This is a genomic window from Flavobacterium sp. W20_MBD1_R3 (assembly GCF_052119725.1).
Taxonomy (GTDB): Bacteria; Bacteroidota; Bacteroidia; order Flavobacteriales; family Flavobacteriaceae; genus Flavobacterium.
Map to the genome: position 1 here is coordinate 89,974 of NZ_JBGQOR010000006.1, position 21,784 is coordinate 111,757.

General features: G+C 31.4%; 20 protein-coding genes, 1 tRNA gene and 1 pseudogene. 12 read left to right on the forward strand and 10 right to left on the reverse strand.

Going from position 1 to position 21,784, the window contains the following annotated elements:
* Positions 1 to 276: 276 nt before the first annotated feature.
* The 7 genes and pseudogenes from ACEN2F_RS10010 to ACEN2F_RS10040 all read right to left on the reverse strand — a co-directional run.
* Positions 277 to 468, reverse strand: a pseudogene (locus ACEN2F_RS10010) (IS1595 family transposase); the annotation flags it as partial.
* A 56-nt stretch (positions 469 to 524) separates the two neighbouring features.
* Positions 525 to 1,526, reverse strand: a complete 1,002-nt coding sequence (locus ACEN2F_RS10015) for a DUF6371 domain-containing protein (RefSeq protein WP_441738569.1) — start codon at positions 1,524 to 1,526, stop codon at positions 525 to 527.
* Positions 1,527 to 1,587: 61 nt separating this feature from the next.
* Positions 1,588 to 1,791 (reverse strand): hypothetical protein, encoded by a 204-nt coding sequence (locus tag ACEN2F_RS10020; protein WP_441738571.1) that lies wholly within the window; start codon positions 1,789 to 1,791, stop codon positions 1,588 to 1,590.
* Positions 1,791 to 2,852, reverse strand: coding sequence for an AAA family ATPase (locus ACEN2F_RS10025; RefSeq protein ID WP_441738573.1), 1,062 nt, complete (start codon positions 2,850 to 2,852; stop codon positions 1,791 to 1,793). The genes ACEN2F_RS10020 and ACEN2F_RS10025 overlap by 1 nt, the downstream gene beginning before the upstream one ends.
* Before the next feature lie 82 nt (positions 2,853 to 2,934).
* Positions 2,935 to 3,429 carry a hypothetical protein gene (locus ACEN2F_RS10030; RefSeq protein ID WP_441738575.1) on the reverse strand — a complete coding sequence of 165 codons (495 nt, stop codon included), beginning with the start codon at positions 3,427 to 3,429 and terminating at the stop codon, positions 2,935 to 2,937.
* 2 nt (positions 3,430 to 3,431) lie between these two features.
* Positions 3,432 to 3,728, reverse strand: a complete 297-nt coding sequence (locus ACEN2F_RS10035) for a helix-turn-helix domain-containing protein (protein ID WP_441738578.1) — start codon at positions 3,726 to 3,728, stop codon at positions 3,432 to 3,434.
* A 90-nt stretch (positions 3,729 to 3,818) separates the two neighbouring features.
* The gene (locus tag ACEN2F_RS10040; protein WP_441738581.1) at positions 3,819 to 4,805 is read right to left on the reverse strand and encodes a hypothetical protein; all 987 of its coding nucleotides are present in this window, start codon (positions 4,803 to 4,805) and stop codon (positions 3,819 to 3,821) included.
* A 129-nt stretch (positions 4,806 to 4,934) separates the two neighbouring features.
* Between ACEN2F_RS10040 and ACEN2F_RS10045 the strand changes: the two genes are divergently transcribed.
* From ACEN2F_RS10045 to ACEN2F_RS10090, 10 genes are all read left to right on the forward strand, one after another.
* Complete coding sequence (locus ACEN2F_RS10045) at positions 4,935 to 5,492, forward strand: restriction endonuclease subunit S (RefSeq protein ID WP_441738584.1); 558 nt, start codon at positions 4,935 to 4,937, stop codon at positions 5,490 to 5,492.
* A 1-nt stretch (position 5,493) separates the two neighbouring features.
* Entirely contained in the window at positions 5,494 to 7,017 is a 1,524-nt protein-coding gene (locus tag ACEN2F_RS10050) for a type I restriction-modification system subunit M (RefSeq protein ID WP_441738586.1), read from the forward strand.
* A 145-nt stretch (positions 7,018 to 7,162) separates the two neighbouring features.
* Positions 7,163 to 8,917, forward strand: coding sequence for an RNA-binding domain-containing protein (locus ACEN2F_RS10055; RefSeq protein ID WP_441738589.1), 1,755 nt, complete (start codon positions 7,163 to 7,165; stop codon positions 8,915 to 8,917).
* Between the two features lie 256 nt (positions 8,918 to 9,173).
* Positions 9,174 to 10,418, forward strand: a complete 1,245-nt coding sequence (locus ACEN2F_RS10060) for a restriction endonuclease subunit S (RefSeq protein ID WP_441738591.1) — start codon at positions 9,174 to 9,176, stop codon at positions 10,416 to 10,418.
* Positions 10,418 to 10,678, forward strand: a complete 261-nt coding sequence (locus ACEN2F_RS10065) for a hypothetical protein (protein WP_441738594.1) — start codon at positions 10,418 to 10,420, stop codon at positions 10,676 to 10,678. The genes ACEN2F_RS10060 and ACEN2F_RS10065 overlap by 1 nt, the downstream gene beginning before the upstream one ends.
* 91 nt (positions 10,679 to 10,769) lie before the next feature.
* Positions 10,770 to 11,552 carry a DUF1883 domain-containing protein gene (locus tag ACEN2F_RS10070; protein ID WP_441738596.1) on the forward strand — a complete coding sequence of 261 codons (783 nt, stop codon included), beginning with the start codon at positions 10,770 to 10,772 and terminating at the stop codon, positions 11,550 to 11,552.
* 89 nt (positions 11,553 to 11,641) lie between these two features.
* The gene (locus ACEN2F_RS10075; protein WP_441738599.1) at positions 11,642 to 12,019 is read left to right on the forward strand and encodes a hypothetical protein; all 378 of its coding nucleotides are present in this window, start codon (positions 11,642 to 11,644) and stop codon (positions 12,017 to 12,019) included.
* Positions 12,020 to 12,078: 59 nt separating this feature from the next.
* A complete protein-coding gene (locus tag ACEN2F_RS10080; protein WP_441738601.1) occupies positions 12,079 to 14,352 on the forward strand; it encodes a hypothetical protein in 2,274 nt (757 codons plus the stop codon).
* A complete protein-coding gene (locus ACEN2F_RS10085) occupies positions 14,352 to 17,513 on the forward strand; it encodes a type I restriction endonuclease subunit R (RefSeq protein WP_441738603.1) in 3,162 nt (1,053 codons plus the stop codon). The genes ACEN2F_RS10080 and ACEN2F_RS10085 overlap by 1 nt, the downstream gene beginning before the upstream one ends.
* A gap of 2 nt (positions 17,514 to 17,515) precedes the next feature.
* Positions 17,516 to 18,208: a M48 family metallopeptidase gene (locus ACEN2F_RS10090; protein ID WP_441738606.1), complete on the forward strand. Its 693-nt coding sequence runs from the start codon at positions 17,516 to 17,518 to the stop codon at positions 18,206 to 18,208.
* A 13-nt stretch (positions 18,209 to 18,221) separates the two neighbouring features.
* Here the strand turns inward: ACEN2F_RS10090 and ACEN2F_RS10095 are convergent, their stop codons facing one another.
* A complete protein-coding gene (locus tag ACEN2F_RS10095) occupies positions 18,222 to 19,568 on the reverse strand; it encodes a tyrosine-type recombinase/integrase (RefSeq protein ID WP_441738608.1) in 1,347 nt (448 codons plus the stop codon).
* 52 nt (positions 19,569 to 19,620) lie between these two features.
* Positions 19,621 to 19,694, reverse strand: a tRNA-Met gene (locus tag ACEN2F_RS10100).
* A 154-nt stretch (positions 19,695 to 19,848) separates the two neighbouring features.
* Here ACEN2F_RS10100 and ACEN2F_RS10105 point away from each other — a divergent pair.
* Both ACEN2F_RS10105 and ACEN2F_RS10110 read left to right on the forward strand, forming a co-directional pair.
* Positions 19,849 to 20,241 (forward strand): START-like domain-containing protein, encoded by a 393-nt coding sequence (locus ACEN2F_RS10105; RefSeq protein WP_441738611.1) that lies wholly within the window; start codon positions 19,849 to 19,851, stop codon positions 20,239 to 20,241.
* A gap of 55 nt (positions 20,242 to 20,296) precedes the next feature.
* A complete protein-coding gene (locus ACEN2F_RS10110) occupies positions 20,297 to 21,136 on the forward strand; it encodes an aminotransferase class IV (protein ID WP_441738614.1) in 840 nt (279 codons plus the stop codon).
* Here the strand turns inward: ACEN2F_RS10110 and ACEN2F_RS10115 are convergent.
* Positions 21,133 to 21,693: a YqgE/AlgH family protein gene (locus tag ACEN2F_RS10115; RefSeq protein WP_441738616.1), complete on the reverse strand. Its 561-nt coding sequence runs from the start codon at positions 21,691 to 21,693 to the stop codon at positions 21,133 to 21,135. The two genes, ACEN2F_RS10110 and ACEN2F_RS10115, sit on opposite strands and share 4 nt — an antisense overlap.
* Positions 21,694 to 21,784 lie beyond the last annotated feature (91 nt).

A 21,784-nucleotide genomic window follows, 5' to 3' on the forward strand; every position in this document is an offset into this window, starting at 1 on the left:
AAAGTAAATGACTAAGAGTATTCCTAAGTTATATAAATATTATGTATATAAAATTAAACCTGCAGTATTAGTTAAACAACATTTTTAAAATTATTTTTCTGTTTCTAGAATTCTTCAATTGTCTTCTAATTTAGGGCTGAATGACTTTTTTTTTATTGTCCCAAATTTAAATATATCTCTACATCTGCTCTTGTGGTATAAGTTTATTGAGGTCGGTATTTAAGCACATAGTATTTCTTGATGAGCAATATTCCCTGATTTCACCAATCTTTTGATTTAATTATTAAAGATTGTGTCTTTGTTTTGAGAACGATTAATTCGGTAACAAAATTCATGAAAATAGCTGTTAATATTATTCTCACCTATCCAAGAACAAGCTGTTGGTCTCCAAGATTTCACTTGATGAATTATAAGATGTAATGCTTTAAAATTAGACCGCTCATCAACTAATATTTGTGTTAGGTCATAAGAGAGCGTTTAGGAACTGTAATTTGGGAAATAGAAGTGTAAGGATTGACTAAATATCAACCAATATTTCCAATTTCATTATCATCACTATCTAATAAACCAAAAGTTCTAATAAGGTTAATAATTGCAGGGTTAATTTTCGCTAGTCTATTTACTTCAATTTCTGTTTTTGTGAGTTGTTTTTGAACTCTAGTAGAATTGTTCGTTCTGCTGTCAAGATAAACATCTGCTAAATCAGTTCCAACTGGAAAATCTTTGTCCTCAATATATCGACTGCATCTAATTTTAAAGCCTTCTTTTTGTAGTTCTAATGCTATTTTGTTCCAATCATCATATTCTGACTTATCTGGATAAGCCAAAATAGGATAATTTTTTAAAGGTAAAAGCATTTCTTTTTTAAAATTACTTTTACTGCCTGTTGCCATCCAAATATAATCTGGCAAGAATAAGCTCATGATCAAAGCGGTCTTTTCTGACTCTACTATGGCAATTTTATTTTTCGTCGATTCGTTGATTAAATGCAAACCAAATAGACACTGCTGCAAGACATAATCATTTAACTTTAAAAGACTATGAACCCAGTGAATATGGTTGAATGGTTTTTTTATTCTTTTGCCTGTTTTAATATTAAAAAGCATCACTTTCCCTGTCATTATTTTATTTTGAGAATTGATTTGCCAAAAAATTGTTGAACCAAGCCAATGCCTTGATGTTCCAAGTCTGTATTGCAAAATAACTGACTGAACCTCTTCTTCAGAAAAATAAATTTTCAAAAATTGAATCAAATTATTTTCATTAAAATTCCTGCCGCATAAAACCAATAAATCAGATTGTAAAGTAGAGGCTTGTCTTGTGATTATTGGTTTTATAAATTCGGAAATCACACAATTTTTATTAGGGTATTGATGATGTTTACAGCTGCTATCATTGTCACATCGACCGGATCCGTCTTCTAAATACGCATTGCTTTCATTGTCAACATATTTAACAAATTTTTTTTTACTACAATTTGGGCAAATAAATTTTTTACTGGATTTATCAAGAGAATATTTATACATTTTTTTATTTTATAATTTGTAGCGCTCGTAATTTTCGTAGAGGTTACGAATATTACGAGTGTTACGAGTTTTTAACTTTGCTAAAACAAGTTTCAATCAGTCGCAACATCATTTCTTTTTCTGATATTTTTTCTGGGATTTCATCTGATAGCAATTCTTCTAAATCAAATTTTTTATTTTGTTGTACTAACATATCACATAGCAATTCACGCTCGTTTTCAGGGAGCGCCATTGCCATTTGATATAGTAGTTCTACAGCATTCATTATAGATTTTCAGATTTTTTTATTTTGTTTCGAACTGTTCCTTCACTGATGCCAAGTCTTTCTGCAATCTGTGTATTTGGAATATTTTGTTTTTTAAGTTCTAAAATTTCATTTAATCGCTCTTCATTATTTCTAGGTTTCAAATGGTCAAGTTCATTTTCATATCCAATAAAAACAAATTCTAAGAAGTTGCTTTTTTTTTCGATTTTGCATACAATTACATTTTGGGTATCGTATATCAATTCTGTATTTCGTTGTTTAATTTGCTTGATATAGCGCAATCCTGTTTTTTGTGCACTTTCGCCTATAGCAAAGCAGCTGTCGCAAAAGTTCATAAGCATCTTGCTTCCAGATAAGTCATTTTTAGTTAAAGGTTTGGAGGCATCCCGTTTCGGAGTATGTGCTAAGACTAATATTGATAAATTGTATTTTTTCTTTATACTATTTAAAAATTTCATTAAAGGCAAAGCATCTTTCGCTTTTTCGGTGTCTGTTTTTAAATACGTTAAATTATCTATGACAATGATTTTGATATCATTTTCTATTGCAGCTAGTTCTAAGGAATGACATAGAAACGCATCAAAATCTTTAAACCCCGCAGGAATTTCTTGTTCAGGATTTATTTCAACTCGCAATAAATTTGGGCTGAACACATAATGTTCAGAAAATTGATTAGAATATCTGTTTTCTACTTGTTTATCTGATAGCTCAAAATCAAAATACAATACTTTTTGAGCAAATATCTCCATTTTGAAACCTTCAATACTAATTCCTTTACTTAATGCATTAGACATTTGAAGAGCCAAAATTGATTTTCCTAGGTTGGTGTCAGCAAATAAAATACAGATTTCGTTTTCATACCAAAACTCACTGAAGAGCATTTTAGGTATAGGACGATTTTTAGCATCGTTGATCCAATCATTCATTGGTTTTATGTTGAAGCAATTGCTGGCAGTGGTATAGTTAACTTCTGGATTGTTGGAATTAATTTTTAAATCGGCTTCAAGTTCTGACTTCAATACTGCTGTATGATCTGATATATTTATGATTTTTGTACTCATTTTGGTGGGTTATTTTATTGTGTTACAGATTGTATTACAAAGCGTAATACGTTTTGTAATACAATCTGTAACACAAAGTGTATTACAAGTAAATTCTATTTTCAAACGCCCTGTTATTGATGTAGTCCCTTAAGATTACATAGTCAAAAGCATCGTTAGAACACAATTCGCAAAATCGAAACTGATTGTTTCCGGTACCAAATTCATTTATCAATCGTAGGATATCCAGAAGTACTTTTTCGAATTCTAGCTTTAGATCATTAGGAAAGCAATTGTTCTTAATAACCTCTAGTACGATTTTTTTTAGGTCTTTTAGGTCATTTTTTAAACCCCAGTTAATGGGATCTCTACTTTTTTCATACATCCAAGAGATTAGATAGATAAATTCATTTGAATTTGGAAAGTTGTTATCGAATAATGTTTGATTGTCAACTTCTTCACTTTGGAGTTCCTCACTATATGTCGTTAAGATGTCTCTCACATTGTCGGATAACGATATGCCTTTTTGATCCGAATCATTGATTAGTGTATCCCTCAATTTTCTAGGGATACGCACGTTTAAAGTATCTGACTTCATAATTATCGTTTTTTATTTAGATAATTAAGTATATCAATTTTCTTGAACCGGATGGTTCTTTTGTGTTGGGTGTAGGGTAAAGTTCCGTCCTTCCTTAATTTCCAGAGCGTGACTTCGGAGCAGCCTAAAATTTGGCAAGTTTCCTTTACTGAAATACGTTCCTCTATTAATAAAGGAATTTCTGCTTTGCTACCGTTATGATTTTCTAAATAAAGAAGTACTCTTTGTTGTAGTGTTTTGAGATCTTGAACCTCTTGTAAGAGGTTTTTAAAAGATTGTAAAAATTGTGGTTGATTCATATTATATTACGTTAAATTAATTAAATCAAATTAACGTAACGTAATATAAATCAGCAAATTAAAAACCTGTCAGAAAAGGCTAAAATTCTGTCAGAAATCCTGAAACATATCTAGTAAAGTTTTTTCAACGTCATGGTTCTCCCATTCTTGAGTTAAAAGTTCAACTCTTTTGTCATTTTGAATATTCTGTTTTGGTGTAAAAGTCGTGATTTTAGTAACTTTAAATCTATATTCATTTTCGATGAAAGCAATGAAATTTTCTTTGTGATCTGTAATTAAATCAAATTTAAGTAAGACTTGATACAGACTTTCAATGTAATTCCTTTTAAGAGTTTTGCAATTTTCAATCATTTTATTTGTGAACTGATACGATTTCAAATTTTTAAAAATATAATTATATTCTTTGAATTTAAATACTTGACTCACTTTCTTTGAATAATATATGTCCTCTTCAAAACTATATTTATCATTTATTTCAACTAATATTTGTTTGACGATTTCTACATGTACTGCATTTCGTACTTCAATGTTTTGTTCAAAAAAATCTTCATTATAAAATGACAAGTCGCCAATTAAGAAACTTAATAAGTTTTCAGTTGTAGCCATTAATTTTTTTATGTCTTGTTGAAAATGATATAATTTAAATAATTTTCCGGTAGTATATGTATGGCTTATTCCATTTGCAGATATTCTCTCATCAATTAGGGTAACATGAACGATTTTTAGATTATCGTAGATTTCATTAAAGTCTGAGAGAGCAATTTTTCTTAATTCTGAATATTCTAAACCGTAAAATTCTTCATTGAATTTGGAAAAATAATTGTGTTTTGAACTGCTTACATGTTTTTCATAGATTTTGAAAATAAAATCATTGAATTCATGAATTAATTCAAGTGGAGCATAAAGGCTAGTTTCCGTTTCGTCATAATTACTGACAAATGTGGGACTCATCATCTTTTCCATTTGGTTTAAACTAAAAGATTTAAAATAAATATCCTTCTCCAGTAAATAGTACTCAATACTTTCAATTGAATACTCTTCAATTTCTTCTTTTTTAATAATTCCAAAATAGGTCATAATTATAGAGTCTTAGTTATATTTTTTTATTTAGTACAAATTATACTTGCGTATTTTTAGTCAAATTTAATTAAATTTTATTAATTTTGCGTAAATTAATTAAAAGTATGTTGTGTACTAAAGTTATTTATGGATAAGAAGTTGAAAGATATAGTAACAATTAAGTCTGGATTATTTGCTAAAAGTGATACTGATCCTGATGTGTATTACATTCAGGCTACGGATTTTAACAGTGAATTAGAATGGATTGATAATTTGAATCCTATACTGTCAAGCTCTCACAAACTAAAAAAACATTTTTTAAGAAAGGGTGATATACTTTTCGCTGCTAAAGGAAAGGATTTTTTCGCCGTAGTTTACGATGGAAAACACCAGCCAGCTGTTGCATCGACCACCTTTTTGGTGATGCAAATGCGAACAAATCATATAGAGCCGGCTTATGTAGCTTGGTTTTTAAATCATCTTAAAACTCAAAGGATACTTTCAGGCCTTGCCAAAGGAACTGCGATCAAATCAGTTAATATTTCGATATTAGAAAACATTGAAATTATCATTCCTGATTATGTCAAACAAATAGCTATCTTAGAACTTTTTAACTTACAAAAAAGAGAAAAGTTCTTACAGGAAAGTATTTCAAAATTGAGACAAGATTACTATAATGAACTAACTTTTAAATTAATACAATAAAATGAGCCAAAAGATAAATCAAAAAGATATAAATCAAATAGTATGGAACGCTTGTGGTACTTTTAGAGGTGTAATCGATCCGTCTCAATATAAGGACTACATCCTTACAATGTTGTTTTTGAAGTATATTAGTGATGTGAATAAAGAAAAGCGCAATGAGTATTTAAAGAAATACAATAACGACGAAGTTCGCACCGAAAGAGCTCTGAAAATGGAGCGTTTTGTGTTGCCAGAACATTGCGGTTTTGATTACTTACACAATCATCGTTCTGAAAGTAATGTTGGAGAATTAATCAATATTGCTTTGGCAGATTTAGAAGAAGCTAATAGAGAAAAATTAAGCAGCGAAGACGGTAGCGGTATTTTTAGAAATATAGATTTCAATAGCAGTAATTTGGGTGAAGTAAAAGACAAGAATGTTCGTTTGAAAAATCTTTTGAATGATTTCAGTGCTTTGGATTTAAGTCCATCACATTTGGAGCGAGAAGATGTAATAGGTAATGCTTACGAATATTTGATTGCCAACTTTGCCAGTGATGCAGGGAAAAAAGCTGGAGAATTTTTTACGCCAAGTGAAGTCTCGACTTTATTAGCCAAACTCACCAAATCAAAATCAGGTGCAAGGATTTGTGATCCTACTTGTGGTTCGGGTTCCTTGTTGATTAAAGCGGGAAGGGAAGTTGGTGACAATAATTTTTCTCTTTATGGACAAGAACAAAACGGAAGTACTTGGGCTTTGGCGGTGATGAATATGTTTCTTCACGGTTTTGATAATGCCTCAATTCGTTGGGGAGATACTATCAGAAATCCAAAACTGAAAGAAGGCGATCAGTTGATGAAGTTTGATACCGTTGTGGCAAATCCACCTTTTTCTTTGGATAAATGGGGAGCAGATATGGCTGCTGGAGACGTTCACAATCGTTTTTGGCGTGGTATTCCATCCAAAAGTAAAGGTGATTGGGCCTTTATCAGTCATATGATAGAAACCTTGAATGAAACGGGCAAAGCTGGTGTTGTAGTTCCTCACGGTGTTTTGTTTAGAGGAAGTAGTGAAGGAAAAATTCGTCAAAAAACAATTGAAGATAACTTATTAGAAGCCGTTATTGGTTTGCCTTCCAATTTGTTTTTTGGTACTGGTATTCCTGCCGCTATTCTGGTTTTCAATAAAGACAAAGGCAAAAATACTGACATCTTATTCGTTGATGCCAGCAAACATTTTGAAAGTGGTAAAAACCAGAACAAATTACGTGATTCTGATATTGATAAAATAGTTTCTACTTATGACCAATTTAATCAAGGAAAATTGAAAAGCGGAATAGTGGAAGACAAATACAGTTTTGTCGCCACTTATGATGAAATTGTAGAAAACGACTTCAACCTAAACATTCCTCGCTATGTAGATACTTTTGAAGAAGAAGCATCTATTGATATTAAAGCGGTTCAACAGGAGATCAAAAAACTGGAAGTTGAGCTGGTAGAAGTACAGCAACAAATGGAGAAATACTTGCAAGAGTTCATTGATTAAAGCAAAACGTGTACATAAACATGGCTTTTTGTGAACATATTAAAAAAAACGTGTGCACAAAAGGGCCTTTTCGTATACATATCCAAAGCATATAAATAAAATAGTGGCTTAGTAAGTTGAAAAACAAACAATACGTTTAGAAATCATGCATAAATACACCAAACATAGCGTTCAATGGTTTTACAATCTTCTTGCACAAGGTGAATGTGATATTCTTGATTTTAAAGAACAATTGGAAGACAAAGTTATTTTTGGAAAATCAATTAAAAATTTCGCGCCAAAATATGAGGAATTAGCTAAAGATGTTGTCGCTTTTGCTAATAAAAAAGGAGGTTTTTTGTTCGTAGGTATTGTTGATGATACCAAAGAAATTAACCCTCTTTTTTTGGCTTCAAATGCTAAGATATTTGAATTAATCAGACAAGTTCAAGACAGAACTTTTCCGTCAATTACACTACACCCGCACAAACTAAAAATTAAAGATAGCGAAGTGCTTGTTCTTGAAATTCCTTTTTCAACTCAAATGCATAGAACATCAAAGGGAGAATATTTAATTAGGAGTAATGACGGCAATAGGGCTATCGAACCTTATGAAATTGCTACCATTCAATCGGAAAAAGGGTTGATAGTTTACGATCAAAAAACTTGGGATTTTCCTTTTCAAACTATTGAACAAGACAAACAAGGAAATCCTATTCCGGGATGGCAAGACCTTGCAAGAACCCGGTTACTTTACAATCGTATTCAAAGTGAAAAGCCTAAAAGTCCTTATCTCAAAAATACATCAAATGAATTTACGGAAACATTAGGACTCGTTAAGGAGGAAAACGGAGTGCAATTACCAACAACTACCGGTGTTTTGTTCATTGGTAATCAAAAAGCATTAAAAGAAATGCCTTATAGCCAAATCAAATATATTCGGTATTATGAAGATGGGAGTTACAAACCATTTGAATATTCTGGGAATTTAATTGAAATTGCCGATGCTTGTTTCTCTCAATTAAAATCTGAAATCAAAGTCAAAGAATTTCATTTTGGTTTGTTTAGAGATTACATAGAGGATTACCCAGAAATTGTACTTCGTGAAATGCTTATTAATGCGATTGTACATCGTGATTACAGCCGACAACAAATTATAGAAATTAGAAAATTCCCTAATTATATTGAATTTGAAAGTCCAGGACATTTTCCCCAAGGTATTGATGAAACTAACTTTTTGAGAAAAACAAACCCGCGTAATCCTAATATTATGGATGTGATGCGGGAAGTAAGTTATGCCGAAAAAGCAGGTACTGGTTTTGATAAAATATTTACAGCCTTATTGTCTAAAGGAAAAAAATTACCCAAATCAATCCAAAATGAACACTCCATTATTTTTAGAGTGGATGCCGATGTCTATTCTGAAAAACTAGCTGAATTAAGTCACGAATTTAAGCAGATTACGGGTGTCGATATCGACCTTGAAAAACTATTGGTAATTAATTGTATTTATACCGAAAAGAAACAAACTTTTCAGCAACTAGAAGCTAATCCTTTTGTCAACCATTACCAATTACGAAAAATACTCAAAGAGTTGCAAGAGATAGAATTTATAGAGACGACGGGAAAAACTTCTGGAGTGAAATATATTATTCATAAAAATAAATTGGCCTCTACCGAAGATAAAATCAGCTATTCTAAATTAAAAAAGCAAGAAAAAGCAAGGCAGATTGAAGCAATTATGCGATACCTTGATACAGCAGACGAGATTGACAATGAAGCTGCCAGAAAATTACTAAATCTACCAGATTCAGACGTGTCTTACATATCAAGGCTTTTTGCTGATATGATAGAAAAAAGTCATTTAGAAATTGCGAGGGAAATAAAACACAACCAAAGAACTTATAAAATTAAAGAATGATTGCAAAGAGAAATATACCGAATAACAAGGGTTTAGCAAGGTTTTTCTTTGCAGGTTTCTTTGCAGAAATCACAACTTTGAGCATCTTGAAAAGAAAATTAAATGGCTTTTTCGTTTGCGAGAAAAATAGTTTTGCAAGACAAACACGACTAGTTAGCAAACAAAGAAGTATTGTTTTACAGCATTTTAATGAGTTGTTGTTTGCAAGTTTCTTTGCAAAAACACAAACTTTATAATGTAAATTTTTAAAAAATAAATGAACACAACAACACAACATACCACCCAATACAAAAACTCGCCTTTAGGTTTAATTCCTGAAGATTGGGAAGTGAAGAAAATTGGTAAAATCACAAAGACAACTGCTGGTGGGACTCCATTAACAAATAGACCAGAATACTGGAACGGAAATATAAAATGGATGAGTTCGGGTGATTTGAATTTAAAAAGAGTTTTCGATGTTGGGGGTAGAATTACAGAGATTGGTCTAAAAAATTCTAGTACTAAGATAATACCTGTAAAATGTATTCTTATTGGTTTAGCAGGTCAAGGAAAGACAAGAGGAACGGTAGCAATGAACATGGTAGAACTTTGTACAAATCAGTCAGTTGCAGCAATTTTTCCCTCAAAAGAATTTTATGAAGATTATCTATATTATAATTTAGATTATAGGTATTTTGAACTTCGACAACTTTCAACGGGTGATGGTGGAAGAGGTGGATTAAATTTGAATATTATAAATTCAATTCCAGTTCCAATCCCACCACTTCCAGAACAAAAAGCCATAGCCGATTGTCTTTCTACTTGGGATAAAGCGATAGAAAAACAAAGTACTTTAATTGCTCAAAAAGAACTTTCTAAAAAAGCTTTAATGCAACAATTACTTTCGGGTAAAAAACGATTGAAAGGGTTTGAAAAAAAATGGGAAGTAAAACCATTAACGGAATTGCTGATTTATACCCCTAGAGAAATTGACAAACCCAAAATTCCATTTTTAGCTTTAGGATTAAGGAGTCATGGTAAGGGAGTTTTTCATAAGAATGATTTTGATCCTAAAGCAATTGCAATGGACAAATTATATGTTGTCAAAGAAAATGATTTGGTAATCAACATAACTTTTGCGTGGGAACAAGCAGTTGCAATTGCATCAAAAAAAGATGAAGGAGGTCTTGTGTCACATAGGTTTCCTACTTATACATTTAATAATAAAAACTCAACTTCTTTATACTTTAAATTTTTTATTCTTGGAAGTAAATTTAAGAGTATGTTAGATTTGATATCACCTGGAGGAGCTGGAAGAAACAGGGTTATGAGTAAAAAAGATTTTCTCAAGTTGGAAATTAAAATACCCGAAATAGAAGAACAAACTGCTATTGCCAATGTTTTGCAATGTGCTGATACGGAAATCCAGTTGTTGAAAAACAAACTAACCCAACTCAAAGAACAGAAAAAAGGGTTAATGCAGGTTTTGTTAACGGGTAAAATGAGGTTGAAACTAAAGTAATGGATGAATTCAGTAAAGTAGAGTTGTCTCGGCTTCCTTATCGAAAGCAATTAGAAATAAAATGGTACCCAAAAATGAAATGGATATATGTTAGATTTTATTCTGCATATGGATATTATTGGGGTTATAAGCTTTTTAAGCTCGATTATGAGATTCCTTATTGGGAACAATGGACTTTATGGATTTTTGCAATGATGAGCCTTTATTTTTTTGCTAGAGAAGAAGGGTTGGATGGCTTTTATGATAATTTGAAAAAGTAAAATATACCAATTCAAAGAATTTGAAAAAATAACAATGCAGGTTTTGTTGATTGATAAAAAGAGAGTGAAATACTAAAAAAAAGGATAAATTATGAGTTTTAAATTTAATGTATACGAGTATAGCAATTTGAAAGCCGGTGACAGAGTTCAAATTACTCTGCAAGGTAGTGCTGCAAATGTTAGATTGATGGATGGCTCTAATTATCAAAGTTATAAAAGTGGACGTAATCATAAATATTTTGGAGGATTAGTAACTAGATCTCCTATTATTTTAACTGTTCCAAGTTCAGGTAAATGGTATGTTACAGTTGATATGAATGGATTACGAGGAACCACAAAATCTTCTGTTAGTATTTTACCTTCCGCTTTACCAACATATCGAGAGCCTTCACTAGCTAGTGTTCCGTCTTTGGTTCATAAAGATGATTTTGATGATTACAATATTATTGAAGATGAAAAAAAATATGATGTTTTTATTTCTCATGCTTCCGAAGATAAAGATGAAGTAGTAAGACCATTGGTTTATGCTTTGCAAAGTGAAGGACTAACGGTTTGGTATGATGAATTTGAAATGAAAATTGGAGATAGTTTAAGAAGGAAAATAGATAAAGGACTTGTTAATAGTAAGTTTGGAATAGTTGTTCTGTCAAAAGATTTTATAAAAAAAGGTTGGACGAACTATGAATTGGATGGAATTATTTCTAAAGCTGTAACAGGTGAACAAGTAGTTTTGCCAATTTGGCATAACATTACAAAAAAAGAGGTTATTGATTTCTCACCATCATTAGCAGATAAACTAGCAAGAAATACTTCTGCTTATACTGTTGAAGAGATTGCAATTGAAATCGCCGAGTTAATAAATTCAAGTAATTGAAAAATAAATTAGCACAACTCAAATAATAAAAAAAAAACGGTTAATGCAGGTTTTGTTAACGGGTAAAAAGAGGTTAAAAATATAAGTTTATGAGAATAAAATTATTAGAAGGCGATGGGTTTAATACTGGTAAATTTAAAGGATATTTACGAAACCAGTATATAGATATAAAAAAAGGGAGGTATTTAAAAGATGATATTTCGCATCCTCTTTATTCAGAGAAAGAATTTTACTTTAAAAGGATTTACTGTTTAGAATTTGAAAATAAAAAAGTATACTTTTTAAATACTTTCGGTAAAACAGATAGTCAAAAGGGATTTCATATTGCATTATCTGAATGGCAAAACCAAAGGTTTTTGTGGTTGCAAAATAGACATTGGATTCAAAAAGAAGAAAATATTAGGTATATAGTCAATTTGTTATTCCTCGTTTTGGGAGCTTATATAGCAATTAAGAATATTAAATAAAAGGGTTGATAAAGGTTATGTTGTCCGAGAATAAAAGATGCTAATCAAATAATCTTACAATGGAAAAAAAGAAATCAATAAAAATTTTATCAGCATTAAGTCTTGCTTCATCCGACACTAGAGAAGAAACTTTAAGAACAATAATTATCAATACTTTATTTGAGAAAAATGGAATATTACAAAATAATATTGAAGCTGAAATAAAAGATTCCTTTGGTTTTGAACCATATTCGTCCGAATTATCAGAAATTCTAACTACAATGATTGAAACTAATCTGATAAAGTTAGAAGACGGAATTTTATTATTAAGTGATGAAGAAAGGTATAGGGTTTCTTTATTGGATGCAGAGATTAAAGATAAAGAAAAGATCAGGTTTCAAAACTTTAAAAACTTTATTACAGATGAGCTAGAAATTGTAATTGAAATTTCAAAAATTAAATTTTTATATTCAGTGTTTGTAGAATATTTGTATCATTCTTTTTATGAATTCGGAGAAGAGACATTAAATTATTTCTCCCCGAAACCGAGAGAGATTGATTTGACTAATGATGATTATTTACAACAGTCCTTTCATAAATTGGGAGATAAAACATTATGCTCAATTTTAAAAACTGTAATCGATAAATATCCTGAAAACATCCCTAAAGAAGATTTAGAATTTTTAAATGAACTTGCTTTAAAGACCCAATCTTTTGCATCACTTGGATTTAGTCCAGATCAATCACAAGATGTTATTGATTTAAATTTAATTGAATGGGTTTTATATTTAGATACCAATGTTTTGTATTCATTGCTCAATCTTCATTCTCATCCTGAGAATGAAGCTTGTAGAGCTTTGATACAATTGATTTTAGATAATAATGCTCATATAAAGATAGTTTTAAGGTATTCTGATTTGTCTTTAACTGAGCTAGTAAATAAAAAAGATGACTTTAAACATCTTGACAAATCAATAACTGATTCGGCAATAAGAGGTTTGTTAGCTTCAGATAAATTAGATGAATTTAGCAGGCAGTTTTATACAAATCTATTATATAATCGTAATTTAACTTTACATCCGTCTAAAGTAATTGATTTAGCAACAGCAACTTTAAAGGTAAAAAAAATTGAAGTTTCAAGAACTTCTAAAAGATTAGAAAAAATAGGTGTAGAATATGTAAATATTAGAGTACAGGAATATTTAAGATTTGTTGGTCAAAAAAATGATATTAGAAATGAATATGGAAAGAAAAAGGGCGTAAATCTTAGAAGTGTTTTTCGCTCTGACAAACAGGCTGATCATGATATATCTTTAAGAGAAATAATAATAAGCCAAAGAAGTGCAAGTACTAGAAATCAGGAACATTTGACATTTAATAATATAAAATATTACGCAGTGACATTGGATAATTTATTAATTCAATACGACCAACAAGAGAGAGTCGGGCATACAGATATTAGAAGTTTTCCTGTGTTTTTTAAGCCGTCATTTCTTTTAAGCAAATTAATTAAAATTTTGCCAATAAAAACTGATGATTACAAAAAAGCATATTTTAAAGCTTTGACCGCTAGAGGTTTTAATAAAGATACTAAAAGATCCGAAGATATAATTAATATAGTTAATTACTTAAAGCATCAAGGTATTGACAATGAAGAGATTATTAATAATTTAATTTCAGAAGATTTATTCTTAGAAAAATATAAAGAAGAGAGTAAAAGTAATCCATCCTTTGATTCTGGGATGTTTATTGAAGGAGTTTTAAATAAGCAATTTGCAGAAAAACAGGAAGAGTTGAATAAAGCAAAAGATGAGTTAAGCAAAATTAAAACAGACGCACTAAATGTTACCTCTGAAAATAGTGTGTTATTAAAACAGATTAATGAAAAAGTTGTCGTGACTCAAATTTATGACAATGCTATTAAAGAATTGAATAAAAAAGTAACTAAACTTGAAAAAACAAGAGTCGTTAGTAATACACAATTAGATATTTCTTTTGAAACTGAAAAGGATGAAAAGATAAAAAAATTACAAACCCAACTTGATTATGAAAGAATAAAAACAATGGAAAAAGAAACAAATCTTGCGATTGAAAAAATATTAAAAAAATGGCAGTTTGATTCACTAAGGCCTTTACTTATCACAATTCCATTATTGATGGGCTCATTTATTTTAGTTAATGTTTTTAAAACCGAAATAGAAAAGTCAAAATTGGATTTATCAATTTTAATTCCTGTTTTAGTTGGTTCGATAAACATTTTTGTCTTTGGATTTATCTTTATAAGATTCTGTAACGATTCAAATATAGAAGCAAAAAGAAAATCAATTGAAAGACAAATTTTAGAAAATAAATAATGAACATACCATCTTTCAAAGAACACCATAGTTCACAAATACCAGCCTTGCAATTGTTACAAAAGTTGGGATATACTTATTTAAGTCCAGAAGAAGCAGAAGTGCTTCGGGGCAATAAAACGGGTCAGGTTATTCTGGAACCTATTTTGCGAAAACAACTCCAAGAAATCAATAGTATTCAGGTGAGTTCTTCTAAAATGGCTCTTTTTAGTGATGCTAATATCGAGAACGGTATTCAGGCTTTCAAGGATATTCCTATGAATGAAGGTTATATTGCTGCCAGTAAAAAAGCATACGAACTTATCACGCTGGGTAAAGCACTAGAGCAAAGCATTGATGGCGACAAAAAGAGTTTTACGATGCAATTCATCGACTGGAAAAACTTGGCCAATAATGTTTTTCACGTTACGGAGGAGTTTAGTGTGATGCGTACCGGCAGCAAAGAGCATTACAGACCCGATGTAGTTTTGTTTGTGAATGGAATCCCGTTATGCATAATGGAGTGTAAAAGACCAGACATCAAAGAACCCATCACAGAAGCAATTTCACAACATACCCGAAACCAACAAGAGGACGGAATTAGGCATCTTTATATTTACAGTCAACTATTATTAAGTTTAGCTACTTTTCAAGCCAAATATGCGACAACAGATACCAAAGAAGAATTTTGGGCATCTTGGAGAGAAAGCAAAGAAGAAAAAGAAAAGGAAATTTTCGAATTAGTCAATCAGCCTTTATCTCCAGAGCAAAAGCAAAAACTGTTTTTAAACCGAAAAGATTGGGAGCAACGAATTATTGAGTTAAAAGAAAATGAAACCATTGCAGTTAGCGAACAAGACCGTTATTTATATTGGCTTTGTCGTCCGGAAAGGTTACTGTCATTAATAAAAGATTTTGTGCTTTTTGAAGGTGGTTCTTTCAAAAAAGTAGCTCGTTATCAGCAGTTTTTTGCCATCAATAAAATCATCAAAAGAATACAATCTACTGATGGTGGAAAAAGAAATGGCGGTGTGGTTTGGCATACCCAAGGAAGTGGAAAGTCATTGACAATGGCAATGCTGGCAAAGAAAATTTATTTAACAGTTAGGAATCCTAAAATAATTTTGGTTACTGATAGAACAGATTTAGATACACAGATTACAGACACATTTAGAAGTGTAGATGTTCCAGTTCACAATGCAAAAACTGGAAATCAATTAGTAGAACTATTGCAAAGTAAGAGTGACGCAGTTGTCACAACGATCATCAACAAGTTTGAAGCTGCCGTCAATCAGTTGGGATCTTCCCCGCTGGAAAGCAATAACATTTTTGTTTTAATTGATGAAGGACATCGTACGCAATACGGAACTTTCAATGTGAAAATGCAGAAGGTATTGCCAAATGCTTGTTTTCTGGCTTTCACGGGAACTCCCTTGATGAAAAAAGAAAAAAGTACAGCACAAAAATTTGGAGGAATAATTGATGCTTACACCATTATTCAAGCCGTTGAAGATGGCGCTATTGTACCCATTATTTATGAAGGAAGACACGCTGTTCAAAATGTGAATCAAAAAGCATTGGACAGAGGTTTTGATAATGTTTCGGAACCATTGTCCGAATATGAAAAAGTAGATTTAAAAAAGAAATTCAGCAAAGCCAATCTAATATCAAAAACTGAACAACGTATAGACGAGATTGCCAGGGATATTTCAGATCATTACACACACAATTGGGGAATTGATAAAACAGGAGAAAGAAGCGGGTTTAAAGGAATGGTAGTAACTCCAGATAAAGCAACGGCGGTTAAATACAAAAAAGCATTTGACTTAATTGGCAAGGTTTCAGCCGAAGTAATTATGTCTGCTCCGGATTCTCGTGAAGGTAATGATGATATTCATGGAGAACCAACCAATGAAGTGGTTTCGTTTTGGAGACAAATGGAAACGAAATACGGAAAAGGTTTCGATGAAAAATTAATTAATCAATTCAAGAAAACAGATTATCCAGAATTGTTAATCGTAATCGATAAATTATTGACTGGCTTTGATGAGCCAAAAGTGGTGGTGATGTACGTTTGTCGTAAATTGAGAGATCATACTCTTTTGCAGGCAATTGCAAGGGTAAACAGGGTAGCTAGAGGGAAAGAATATGGTTTTATTATCGATTACGAAGGAATCATTGGCGAACTCGATGAAGCTATGAATACCTACTCTGACTTTGATGGATTTGACGAAACCGATTTACTTGGAACTTTCACCGACATCAAAAAAGAGATTGCCAATCTGCCGCAATTGCATACAGAATTGAATGATATCTTTAAGCAGGTCAAGAATAGATGGGATATTATCAGTTATTCGGATTTACTGAAAGATGAAGCTATTCGAATAGAATTTTATCAAAAATTTACAGCCTTCGCCAAATGCTTGAAAGTGGCATTATCTTCAATTGATTTTGAAAATAATACACCGGAAAAAACAAAGGAATTATATATTCGACATATTAAATTCTTTACAGAGCTGAGAAATTCAGTTGTAAATACCTATTCGGATAAAATAGATTTCAAAAAGTATGAAAAGCAATTGCAAAAGCTGCTGGATCAACACGTCACTACAGAAGAAGTGATCAGGCTCACGGAACAGGTTTCTATTTTGGATGCAAAAGCATTCGAAAATGAATTGGAAAAAGTGGTTGGTACAAGAGCTAAAGCGGAAACGATTGCAAGTAGAACAGCAAAGCATATTTCGGAAAGAATGGATGAAGACCCCGTTTTTTATAAAAAGCTATCCGAATTGATTCAACAAACTATTTCAGACTTGCGTGCTATGCGAATTTCGGATGTAGTTGCCATAAACCGATTGAAAGAATTACGAGAGCAAGCCATTACAAGAAAATCGGATGATGTTCCAGATCAAATATTACAAAATGAAAAAACAGTACCGTTTTATAGGTTGGCAAAATCAAATCAAATAATCGGACCAGACTTAGCAATTCCTTTCGCCATGGAAGTAGATAAAATTATAAAGGAATACATCATCGTAGATTGGTTTTCAAAGCCTGATATAATCAGAAAAATGACATTCTATATCGGTGAATATTTGATTGATGAATTGCAAATATCAATAGATGTAGCGGAAGAAATGGCGGAAAAGTGTATTGAGATTGCTAAACTTATTTACAAATAAAAATGTTGTATTCAATAGATTTTGGCTCTAAGAAATTAGTGTATACGCTTTTGTATACAAAACGTAAGACATTAGGTATTACAGTTACTCCTGATATGGGAATAGTTGTGAAAGCTCCTGAAAATGCTGATTTAGATCTTATTGAAAAAAAGGTTAGAAAGAAAGCACCATGGATTATTAAACAACAAAATTTCTTTTTAACATTCCATCCCAAACCCAACGATAAAAAATATGTATCTGGTGAATCTCATTTTTACTTGGGCAAACAATATCGGATTGAAGTTATTGAAGACAAGAAAAATGAAGTGAGTTACAAAGGGAGATACATTCAAGTCAAAACTAAGAAAAAATCTAATGTTGAAAAACTACTTAATGATTGGTACAGGATAAAAGCAAAGGAGAAATTTGAAGAAATTGCAATGCCTTTAATTGATAAATTTAAAAAGTACAATGTGGAGCCAACGGGAGTTTACATTCAAGGAATGAAAACCCGCTGGGGAAGTTGTACTCCAAAAGGCAAAATAATTTTAAACCCTGAATTAATCAAAACACCAAAGGGGTGTATTGAATATGTTATTATCCACGAATTATGTCATTTAGTACATCTTAGTCATAATCAAAAATTCTTTGATTTGCAGGCAAAAGAATGTCCATTGTGGGAACGATGGAAAAAGAAACTGGAACATTTTGGATAATGATTCATTTTTATTACAATAAATGGGAGTAATCCTCTGGTAATGCTGCGTCAATATCTCGGAGGTATTTCTCTAAAGCTTGCATCGTTTGATGCCCAGTGATTTCCATTAATTTGCTTTTAGTTTCATTAGGAGTTAATGTTTTGATGAATTCTTTATACAAATTAGTTATAGATGTGTGTCTGAAACTATACAGTCCGTAATCATCATTTAAGCCAAAATGATCTTTAACAACTTTAAATTTTTTCGAAAAATAATCTCTTCGATTATTTTCTTCAGCTTCCCATTCTCCGCCAAATTTTGTAGGTGTGAATAAATAATGATTTTTATTCATCTGTGAAAAATCGGGCAATAAGTCAATAATTTTTTGTGGAATGATTTTCACTTTAACGGCTTTATTTTTTGCTTTCACAAATAATTTTTTCCCTTCAAGATCCAGATCATCAATTTTAAGCCTATTTACTTCAATTGGCCTTAATAAATTATAAATAATAAATTGCGTATAAAGAAGTAGGATAGGATCGTTTACTTTCAAATAGTTTAGAATATCGCTTTCTTGTTTTACTGAATAAGTTTTGTTTCTCTCTGGTGTAGCTTTAAGGATGCTAATACTTTTTACAAAATTAGTACTCATTAATTCATTGTCAACTAAAACTTGTACCAATGAACTTAGATCGGCTCTAGTATTATTCCGATTGGTTGCTCTTGAAGTCTCCAAGATAAAATTCAAGTATTCATTCAGTGTCTTTTTACTCAATGTTGAAATTCCACTACTAGATGTAATTTCATAATTGTCTAGCCAAGCTAAAAATCGTTTTATTCTTCCCTGATAATTGCTATAAGAAGCTTTTCCTAAAACATTAATCTTGTTTTTCAGACCGAATTCAAAAGCTTCTCTGATGGTAAGTTCTTTTTTTACTACAACTGATACTTGTTCGGGAATAATTTCTTTTTCTGTAATGACTTCAATATTAGTATTGACTGGATTGACTTTACCAAAATATTTGTTGGTTAATTCAGCGTTGTCAAGAAATGGGTTATAACCTTTTTTCAAAAGAATGGATACCTTGAATTGAATGTTTTTTAAATACTCAAACCTATCTTTTGCGGTTTTATACCTATTTGCCTCGTACTTTATATTTGTTTGACGCACTAATTTTCCCGTTTCAGGATTTCGGAATGAGTAATACACGTACCAATCTTTCGAAATAGCTTCGTTTTGTTCTTGTTTTGAAAGCTTGTTCCATTTAGAAACATCGACTTTTCCAGTAAAGATTTTAGGTTCAGAATAGTTGGTTTTCATTGGCAAATCGTGTACTGTATCGTGTACTGCCCGTAAAAGTAACAAAAGTTTAGACATAAAAAAACGGATTAGTTGACACTAATCCGTAGTTTACTTGACTTTAAGTCTGTAGCGAGACCGAGATTTGAACTCGGGACCTCAGGGTTATGAATCCTGCGCTCTAACCAACTGAGCTATCTCGCCATAATTAGGGTGGTAAACCAGCCCTGAATGCGGGTGCAAATATAAAAATAATTTTAGAGCTCACAAGCATATTTTTAATAAAAAAAAATATTTTTAAAAACACTTTTTTTATGTAGTTATATTCTATATATTTCGCAAAAATTAAATGTAGGTCATGGATCAAAAAGTACGTTACGAAATCGAATTTCCCATAAATTCTTCACCGCAATTATTGTATCAATATATCTCTACTCCATCTGGTTTATCTGAATGGTTTGCGGATAATGTAAACTCTCGCGGTGAATTTTTTACTTTTATTTGGAATGATTCCGAAGAAAAAGCAAGGCTTGCCTCTAAGAAAACAGGTGAGAAAGTTAAGTTTAAGTGGGTTGATGAGAATAGTAAGGATACGGAGTATTTTTTTGAATTACATATTTTAGTCGATGAACTCACTAAAGATGTTTCTTTAATGGTGGTTGACTTTGCTGAAAAAGGAGAGATCGATGAAGCAACATTATTGTGGGAAAATCAAATTTCGGATCTAAAACATCTAATTGGATCGGTATAGTAAAATCATATATTAAAACTTATCTTTGCCTTAAATAAATTTTAGGGCTTTTTTTATGATTAATTTTAATGGATCTATAGTGTCTCAAGACACCAATATATTAACTCAAAACCGTGCTTTCTTGTATGGTGACGGAGTTTTTGAAACAGTGAAAATTCTAAATAGTAAAATTCTTTTTCTGGAAGATCATTATTTTAGACTGATGTCTTCTATGAGAGTGGTTCGAATGGAAATTCCGATGAATTTTACGATGGAATATTTGGAAGAACAAATTCTCTCTTTGGTGGGTACTAACGGATGTTCTGAGTCCGCTCGTGCCCGAATTACTGTTTACAGAAATGAGGGAGGTTATTATTTACCACAAAACAATACTGTTTCTTTTTTAATCCATGCTGTACCACTTGAAAAAAGTCTTTATTCTATTGAAAAAAAGGAATATGAGGTAGATTTATACAAAGATTTCTACATTACAAAGCAGCTGCTTTCATCTATTAAAACTACTAATAAAATCATTAATATTACCGGAAGTATTTTTGCACATGAAAATGGCTTGGACAATTGCCTTTTATTGAATGACAGTAAAAATGTAGTTGAAGCTTTACAGGGAAATATCTTTATGTTAATGCGAGGTAAATTGATAACACCACCAGTTTCTGAAGGATGCTTAAATGGTGTCATGCGGAAACAAATTTTAAGTTTGGTTAAAAAAATGGATACTCTAGAGCTTGTTGAAGAAGTGATTTCTCCTTTTGATTTGCAAAAAGCAGATGAATTATTTATTACTAACGTGATTAAAGGAATTCAACCCGTAACTAGATATCGTAAAAAAGAATTTACAACTAATATCTCCGCTCAATTGTTAGAAAAACTTAATGAATTGCTTCTGAAATCTTAATTTAAATAGGGATTTTCAGGAGCATTAGACCAGATGAGATATTCTCCGCCTAATTCCATGATTTGTTCTTTCCAGAAATGAGTAGCTGATGTTCCAATAATTTTGTTTTCATAACTATTTGACGTTATGATCCAAGAATTACTTTCCATTTCGCTCTCAAGTTGGTTTTCGTGCCAGCCCGTATAACCTAAAAAGAATCGGATATTGTCTTTGCTGATCACGCCGCTATTAATTAGCTCTTTGGTAGATTCAAAATCACCTCCCCAATATATTCCATTAGAGATTTCAATACTATTTGGAATCAATTCAGGAATATTATGAATGAAATACAAGTTGTCTTGCTCTACTGGTCCACCATTATAAATCTTGAATCGTGCATCTATATCCGGAATTAAATCGTGTATAGTGTACTTTAAAGGTTTATTTATGATGAAACCAACGGATCCTTCTTCGGTATAATCAGCTAATAAAATTACCGATCTATTGAATGATAAATCCCCAATTATCTTAGGCTCTGCTATAAGCAAATATCCTTTTTTTAACTTATCTGTAATCATCGGATTGATTTTTTATTAAATTTAACTTTTTTATTATATGAGTGCCAAATAAAATCGTTGAAACGTACAAAAAAACCTTCCAGATGGAAGG

Excerpts from the sequence above, each read along its gene's own strand:
- ACEN2F_RS10015 (WP_441738569.1), bottom strand. The coding sequence starts at position 1,526 with ATGTATAAATATTCTCTTGATAAATCCAGTAAAAAATTTATTTGCCCA.
- ACEN2F_RS10020 (WP_441738571.1), bottom strand. The coding sequence starts at position 1,791 with ATGAATGCTGTAGAACTACTATATCAAATGGCAATGGCGCTCCCTGAA.
- ACEN2F_RS10025 (WP_441738573.1), bottom strand. The coding sequence starts at position 2,852 with ATGAGTACAAAAATCATAAATATATCAGATCATACAGCAGTATTGAAG.
- ACEN2F_RS10030 (WP_441738575.1), bottom strand. The coding sequence starts at position 3,429 with ATGAAGTCAGATACTTTAAACGTGCGTATCCCTAGAAAATTGAGGGAT.
- ACEN2F_RS10035 (WP_441738578.1), bottom strand. The coding sequence starts at position 3,728 with ATGAATCAACCACAATTTTTACAATCTTTTAAAAACCTCTTACAAGAG.
- ACEN2F_RS10040 (WP_441738581.1), bottom strand. The coding sequence starts at position 4,805 with ATGACCTATTTTGGAATTATTAAAAAAGAAGAAATTGAAGAGTATTCA.
- ACEN2F_RS10045 (WP_441738584.1), top strand. The coding sequence starts at position 4,935 with ATGGATAAGAAGTTGAAAGATATAGTAACAATTAAGTCTGGATTATTT.
- ACEN2F_RS10050 (WP_441738586.1), top strand. The coding sequence starts at position 5,494 with ATGAGCCAAAAGATAAATCAAAAAGATATAAATCAAATAGTATGGAAC.
- ACEN2F_RS10055 (WP_441738589.1), top strand. The coding sequence starts at position 7,163 with ATGCATAAATACACCAAACATAGCGTTCAATGGTTTTACAATCTTCTT.
- ACEN2F_RS10060 (WP_441738591.1), top strand. The coding sequence starts at position 9,174 with ATGAACACAACAACACAACATACCACCCAATACAAAAACTCGCCTTTA.
- ACEN2F_RS10065 (WP_441738594.1), top strand. The coding sequence starts at position 10,418 with ATGGATGAATTCAGTAAAGTAGAGTTGTCTCGGCTTCCTTATCGAAAG.
- ACEN2F_RS10070 (WP_441738596.1), top strand. The coding sequence starts at position 10,770 with ATGAGTTTTAAATTTAATGTATACGAGTATAGCAATTTGAAAGCCGGT.
- ACEN2F_RS10075 (WP_441738599.1), top strand. The coding sequence starts at position 11,642 with ATGAGAATAAAATTATTAGAAGGCGATGGGTTTAATACTGGTAAATTT.
- ACEN2F_RS10080 (WP_441738601.1), top strand. The coding sequence starts at position 12,079 with ATGGAAAAAAAGAAATCAATAAAAATTTTATCAGCATTAAGTCTTGCT.
- ACEN2F_RS10085 (WP_441738603.1), top strand. The coding sequence starts at position 14,352 with ATGAACATACCATCTTTCAAAGAACACCATAGTTCACAAATACCAGCC.
- ACEN2F_RS10090 (WP_441738606.1), top strand. The coding sequence starts at position 17,516 with ATGTTGTATTCAATAGATTTTGGCTCTAAGAAATTAGTGTATACGCTT.
- ACEN2F_RS10095 (WP_441738608.1), bottom strand. The coding sequence starts at position 19,568 with ATGTCTAAACTTTTGTTACTTTTACGGGCAGTACACGATACAGTACAC.
- ACEN2F_RS10105 (WP_441738611.1), top strand. The coding sequence starts at position 19,849 with ATGGATCAAAAAGTACGTTACGAAATCGAATTTCCCATAAATTCTTCA.
- ACEN2F_RS10110 (WP_441738614.1), top strand. The coding sequence starts at position 20,297 with ATGATTAATTTTAATGGATCTATAGTGTCTCAAGACACCAATATATTA.
- ACEN2F_RS10115 (WP_441738616.1), bottom strand. The coding sequence starts at position 21,693 with ATGATTACAGATAAGTTAAAAAAAGGATATTTGCTTATAGCAGAGCCT.